The organism is uncultured Cyclobacterium sp., assembly GCF_963976465.1.
Classification (GTDB): Bacteria; Bacteroidota; Bacteroidia; order Cytophagales; family Cyclobacteriaceae; genus Cyclobacterium.
The window spans coordinates 1-6767 of sequence record NZ_CAXBOC010000332.1 but is presented as its reverse complement, the minus strand read 5'-3'; the positions used below and the strand labels follow the sequence as shown (position 1 = coordinate 6767).

5 protein-coding genes are annotated in these 6767 nt (G+C 39.6%); all 5 read left to right on the top strand.

Annotated elements, in window-relative coordinates:
- The coding region (locus AAC037_RS17025) for an AAA family ATPase (protein WP_339904239.1) at positions 1 to 874 on the top strand (874 nt) is incomplete at its 5' end.
- A 3-nt stretch (positions 875 to 877) separates the two neighbouring features.
- Positions 878 to 3406 (top strand): S8 family peptidase, encoded by a 2529-nt coding sequence (locus tag AAC037_RS17020; protein ID WP_339904238.1) that lies wholly within the window; start codon positions 878 to 880, stop codon positions 3404 to 3406.
- 54 nt (positions 3407 to 3460) lie between these two features.
- The gene (locus AAC037_RS17015) at positions 3461 to 3913 is read left to right on the top strand and encodes a hypothetical protein (RefSeq protein ID WP_339904236.1); all 453 of its coding nucleotides are present in this window, start codon (positions 3461 to 3463) and stop codon (positions 3911 to 3913) included.
- Entirely contained in the window at positions 3873 to 6317 is a 2445-nt protein-coding gene (locus AAC037_RS17010) for an HsdR family type I site-specific deoxyribonuclease (protein ID WP_339904240.1), read from the top strand. The genes AAC037_RS17015 and AAC037_RS17010 overlap by 41 nt, the downstream gene beginning before the upstream one ends.
- Positions 6318 to 6501: 184 nt before the next feature.
- Positions 6502 to 6741 (top strand): hypothetical protein, encoded by a 240-nt coding sequence (locus AAC037_RS17005; RefSeq protein ID WP_339904234.1) that lies wholly within the window; start codon positions 6502 to 6504, stop codon positions 6739 to 6741.
- Positions 6742 to 6767 lie beyond the last annotated feature (26 nt).

Below are 6767 nucleotides of genomic sequence, written 5' to 3'. Positions count from 1 at the left end.
CCAAAAAGGACATACCGGTCTGGCGCAAGAACTAAAATTGCTGATTGATAAGGCCAGGTTGAAAAGAAACCAATTCTTTGCAGACCGAAGCAAAACCATTCCTATTCTTCCCAGTCAAAGGGATCTGAAAGAATTGTTGGATGTATTTCAGCCGGTCATTAAGCTACCGAATATGGTTCTGGATGCTCCAACCCGAACTTCACTTGAAAAACTAATCGAAGAACAAAAAAATTGGCAGTTGCTGCGGCAATATAACCTTCAACCAAAGAGAAAATTGCTTCTCACTGGCCCTCCGGGTTGTGGAAAATCAATGACAGCACAAGCTGTTGCTGGAGAGTTGGGCATTCCAGTTTTTATAGTAAGGTTAGATGGTTTGGTCTCCAAGTTTATGGGGGAATCCATTGCGAAACTTCGGGTGATTTTTGATGCCATGGTCAATCACCGCGGTGTCTATCTTTTTGATGAGTTTGATTCGATTGGAAGCCATAGGAATATGGGTCAAGATGTTGGGGAGATTAAAAGGGTGTTGAATTCTTTTTTGATCAATATTGAAAAGGACCAGAGCAACAGTATTATAATCTGTGCCACCAATTTACCTGAAATGTTGGATAAGGCTTTATTCAGGAGGTTTGATGATGTGATCGAATTTCCCATGCCGACAGAAAGGGAGATTCAACTGATGATTAAAAAGCAGCTTCAAGCCTTTAATTTTGAAAGGCCTTTGGTTTTAGAAAATATAGCTAAACAATTTTTAGGACATAACTTTTCGGACATCGTTCGTGCTTGTGATGAAACCATTAAAGCCATGATTTTGGGTGGCAAAAACAAACTTAACCCACAAGATCTCATCGATGCCCTCTCCAAAAGAAGGTAATCGATGGCAAATGAACCCAAAAAACATTTAATCGGAATTGAAAGGTTTGCTTCAGGGCAGGCTTATACTTATCCTCGTCCGGTTATAACCGATTTTCCAATCGCATCACGAAATAGATCTATTCATGGCAATAGAATTAAGGGCCAAATACAAGCAATTAGAGATAGATTTGAACTCAGTGAGACCGAGGAAATTCCTGATGGACTGATTCGGGACGAGGTGATCTATGTGGAATTTTTTTCGGCTTGGGGTTATGAGTTGAAATTTGAACAGCTACATTCTGATTCAGGTGATAAATATAAAATACTTAAAATATCCAAAGAAGAGCTAGGCAATAGAGGTAGAACTGAGTCAAGGTATAAGGTCTTGGTAATGCTTAGCAAAAAGGGGATACTACATTTTTTAAACAGAGTAGAAGTATTTTTAACAAAAAACACTAAAAAAGATGGTGAAGAAACGGATACTCCGCAAGCCCAACCTCTAATAGCTAATATTGATGAGATTAGATTAGCAACATTAGAAGCATTTTGGGTAGATATAGATTCCTATTCATTTCCTGCAAGCAATGCCAATGTATGGTGGGAAGTGTGGTTTAGACGATCTGTCTATGATCAGAATAAAATAGATCAACAATTGGAAGCCGCAGGAATGATTTCAGGTTCAAGAAAGCTTTTGTTCCCCGAGCACGTCATACGCATGGTAAAGGGAACAGCAGTTCAATTGGCATCCTCCGTTTTTTTGTTGGATTCCTTGGCAGAATTGCGAAGACCCCAAGAAATCAATGACTTTCTTACTGCCTCGGATATTACCTATGAAACTGAACAAGAGTGGATGGCTGATTTGATTTCCCGGACAGAAGTAGAAAATTTGGAAAGGGAGGATAGGGTTTATGTATGTTTATTTGATTCGGGCTTGACAAACGGACATCCCTTGTTGGAGCCCTTTGTGGAAGGTAGTAACCTTCATTCTTGGAATCCAAGTTGGGGAATTGAGGATACAGGTATCGACGGTGGGCATGGGACTGGAATGGCAGCATTGGTATATTTTGGGGATTTGACAGAGGCCATCTCAAGTAACGTTCCCATAAGGATTTATCACGGAATAGAGTCATTTAAAGTGGTCCACCCTTCAACCGCTACTGATAAAGAACTTTTTGGTATTATCTATCATGATGGGATTGCAGCGGTGTCGGTTTCAAATCCAGGAGTAAAGCGCATAGTATGTCTTTCTGTCACCAACGATGGCCTGATCAAGTCAGGAAGACCAAGTTCCAGTTCCAGTGCTTTGGATAATATTGCGTTTGGAAATACTTTTGAAGGTGCCAATCACCAATTAGTGATTGTAAGTGCAGGGAATGTTGAACTTACGGGCAGTGGAGATTACCCAGGCAAAAACTTTATTGAAAGCATTCAGGATCCCGGGCAAGCTTATAATATTCTGACCATTGGTGCCTTCACAGCTAAAGATAGATTATCCAGCCCAGGTCGTTATAGTCCAATAGCAAGTTTGGGAGAAATGTCCCCGAGAAATTCAACATCTGAAATGTGGGAAACCCAATGGCCCAATAAACCGGATTTGGTCTTAGAGGGAGGGAATGCAGTAACTGATGGACATTTTGTTTATTCTCATGACGAACTAGATCCGCTTTCTATAGACAAGGATTTCTCGAGAAGGCTATTTCGACCGTTTGGAGGGACAAGTTCAGCTACTGCTTTTGCGGCTAAAATGGCTGCGGAATTAAGAACAGCCTACCCAGATTATTGGCCAGAAACAATCAGGGGATTGATGGTTCATTCTGCAAATTGGACACCTCAAATGCTCAATGGAATTGACCTGGTTAGAGAAGGTGAAAGAAGAAGCCTATTAAGATCGGTGGGATATGGGGTTCCCAATCTTGATAGGGCACTTAACAGTTCAAATAATACATTAACTTTAATTTCAGAGGCACACATTGCCCCCTATCGATTAGAAGGAAGCAAGGTAAAGTATAATGAGTATCACTTGTACGAAATTCCTTGGCCAACAGATATTTTGCAAGATACCTTGTACGACAAAGAGGTTACCATTAAGGTCACTTTATCTTATTTTATTGAACCCAATCCGGGAGCAAGGGAATACGCAAGAGATTTTTCCTATCATTCGCATTCGTTGGAATTCAAACTGATAAGGGAGGATGAGACACCTTCTGAATTCAAAAGAAGGGTTTCGGCAGCGGCTGAAATGGAAGATGATTCAGATACTCCAAGTTTGAGGGGTGAAGACTGGACCATCAAGGAACGTGTTAGAAGTAAAGGGTCAATCAAAAAAGATTTTCTGAAAACTAACGGAGCTACTTTGGCTTCCAGAAATATCCTCGCCGTTTATCCAAAAGGAGGTTGGTATAAAAGTAGAAAGGTCTTAGATAAATACAATCAAGAGGTAAGATATGCATTAATTGTTACCATAGAGACACCGGAAACTGAAGTGGATATTTATACACCGGTGGAAAACATGATTGGTATCCAGATCCCGATTTCCAATAAACCAGGATGATTAATTTTTCAATACCAATTAGGAACTATATAAAGAAAATTCAATTTCGAAATCATGTCATTTAACGAACTCAACAGTGTAGAATACTATATCATTCACCTACTGAGTGGGCTAAATTTGAATACAGGCAACTTTTCAGAGCCTGTTTCGACTTACGGAACACAATGGATTTATAAATCCCCCAATGATCTTAACAGATCGGTTAATGAAGTACTTTTAGAACAGGATTTAAAAGATGCCCTTATTCGACTAAATCCCGAAATCACATTAAACTCTGAATTGGCTGATGAAGTGATTTATAAGCTTAGGGCTATTCTTATTTCTGTTAGTCAAACCGGTTTGGTTAAAGCAAATGAAGCGTTTTTCAAATGGTTGGCAGGCGAAAAGACCATGCCTTTTGGGGGGAATAATAGACATGTCCCCATTCGCATCATTGATTTCGATGATATAAAAAAACAACACATACATCGTAACCAATCAATACCGGGTACATCATCGGGAGACTAAAATTCCGGATATTGTATTGTTTGTTAATGGCATTCCTATAGTGGTAGGAGAAGCTAAACCCCCCATTCGGCCAAGTGTGAGCTGGTTGGATGGTGCCCATGAAATCCATCATATATACGAAAATGCCATTCCCCAGCTTTTTGATCCTAATATTCTCTCATTTGCAACGGAAGGCAAAGCACTTTTTTATGGAAGCATCCGATCTCCTTTAGAATTTTGGGCACCATGGAGGTTGGAAGATGAAGATGAAAGCTTGGCCAGAAGGTTGGGTTTGGGGGAAATTGGAAAAGAGATGGGGGATTTGCTCCATCCCAAAAGGCTATTGGATATCCTTCAAAATTTCTCCCTTTTCAGCACCAATAATAAAAAACAGAAGATGAAGGTTATCCTCCGCATTCAGCAATATGAAGGGGCCAATAAAATAGTGGAAAGGGTTAAAGACGGCCGTCTAAAGAAAGGGTTGATCTGGCATTTTCAAGGTTCCGGAAAGTCTTTATTGATGGTTTTTGCCGCCCAAAAATTGAGACGTTTAGCAGAATTGAAGAGCCCAACCGTTATCGTTTTGGTAGACAGGACAGATTTGGATACGCAGATTTCCGGAACATTCAATGCTGTTGATATTGCAAACGTTGAAACAACAGATAATATAAAGGGGCTCCAAAAAATGCTTGAGCAGGATACCAGGAAAATCATCATTTCGATGATTCATAAATTCCGGGATGCCAAGCCCAACATGAATTCCAGAGAAAATATTATTGTTTTGGTAGACGAAGCGCATCGAACCCAGGAAGGTGATTTGGGAAGACAAATGCGTGCCGCATTACCGAATGCCTTTTTATTTGGCCTGACCGGAACCCCTGTAAACAAAGCTGATAAAAATACCTTTTGGGCATTTGGTTCCGAGGAGGATGAGGGAGGATATTTATCCCGATACACCTTTCAGGATTCCATCCGGGATGGGGCTACTTTGCCCTTGCATTTTGAACCACGGTTGGTAGATGTTCACGTAGATAAAGAGACCATAGACCAGCTTTTTGAAAACTTCAAAGAGGCAGCAGCATTAACGGATGAAGAAGCAGATGCCCTGAATAAAAAGTCAGCAAAAATGGCTGCTTTCCTTAAATCCCCTGAAAGGGTATCAAAAATTGTAGAGGATATCGCCAATCATTTCAAAGAGAAAGTGGCTCCTCACGGCTTCAAGGCGATGATTGTTCCCCCAGATCGATATGCCTGTACGCTATACAAGGTAGAATTGGACAAGTATTTCCCTGCAGAGGCTAGCAAAGTTGTGATTTCCACCTCTGCCAATGATGATTATGATTTTAAGCAAAAATGGGGAGTGGATAAATCCCAACAAGAGCGGATTGTGGACGAATTTAATGACCCAATAGCTGAATTACAATTTTTGATTGTTACAGCAAAGCTGCTAACAGGCTTTGATGCCCCTATTTTACTGACCATGTATTTGGACAAATCGCTAAAAGACCATACCCTTTTACAAGCCATCTGTCGGACAAATAAGCTATTTCCTCAAAAATATTTTGGCAGAATAGTGGATTATTTTGGGGTATTTGATGATACGGCCAAAGCATTGGAATTTGATGATCAGAAAGTTCAGCAGATCATTACCAACCTTACTGAATTGAAAGAAAAGTTACTAGGGGCGGTGCAAGATGCCATGTCACATTTTGATGGTGTAGATAAAAGTATTGCCGGTTTTAAAGGCTTAGAACTGGTACAAAATGCCATCAGAACGGATGAGCTGAAAGATAAATTTGCAAAAGACTATAAATATTTAAGCAAACTTTGGGAATCCTTATCTCCGGATAATCTTTTGAACCAGTATCAGGCAGACTATAAATGGCTGTCTCAGGTATATGAATTCGTAAGGCCCGCATCGGATAATATTGGGAAACTTCTTTGGATGACTTTGGGGGCACAGACTACAAAATTGATACATGAAAATATTCATGTAGGTGAAATCCACCATTTGAAGGAGTTTGTGCTTGATGCGGATGTGATTGAAGACATCTTTAATAATCCAGACCCCAAGAATGCAAAAAAACTGGAAAAAATTCTGGTCAATAGGTTTAAAAAACACGAAGGTAATCCCAAGTTCAAAAAGCTCAGTGAACTTTTAGAAGAACTCCGGGATAAAGCTGAGAAAGGATTGATAAGTTCCATTGAGTTTGTAAAGGAACTCTGCAAAATTGCCAAAGAAACTGTTCAGGCAGAAAAGGAATTGGCAGATACAATTCAAGAGAAAACACCGAAAGTAGCCCTGACTGAACTGTTTTTGGAGTTAAAAACAGACCAAACACCAGCGGTAGTGGAAAGGATTGTGACAGATATTGATGCCATTGTAAGAGTTGTCAGTTTTCCAGGCTGGCAAAAAACAGTATAAGGGGAAAGAGAGGTGCAGAAATCTCTGCGAAAGGCATTATTGAAATACCAATTGCACAAGGACAAGGTGTTGTTTGATAGGGCTTATGGGTATATTAAGGAGTATTACTAGGTATTTTAATGAAGATACGATCATCGGTTTTGGAATAAGAGATATATTTAAAATAAAAAAGTAAAGTCCGAAAATGAGCGAACAAGAAAATAATAACTTCGAGAGAAATATTTTTGAAAGATATAAGCTGTTAATCAGTGCAAGAGATTTTCATTACGAGAATTTCAATAAGTGGCTTACTTATTTTTATGTGGCTAATGCGGCAATTTTTGTTGGCTATATTCAACTGCTTATCAGTAAGGAAACAGGGAATAATGGATTTGATATAGACCTTGCATCTAAAGGAAGAGACTGTAATCTTAACTCTGTCTAAGCTTGGAATTTAGTTTTAAATTTTAT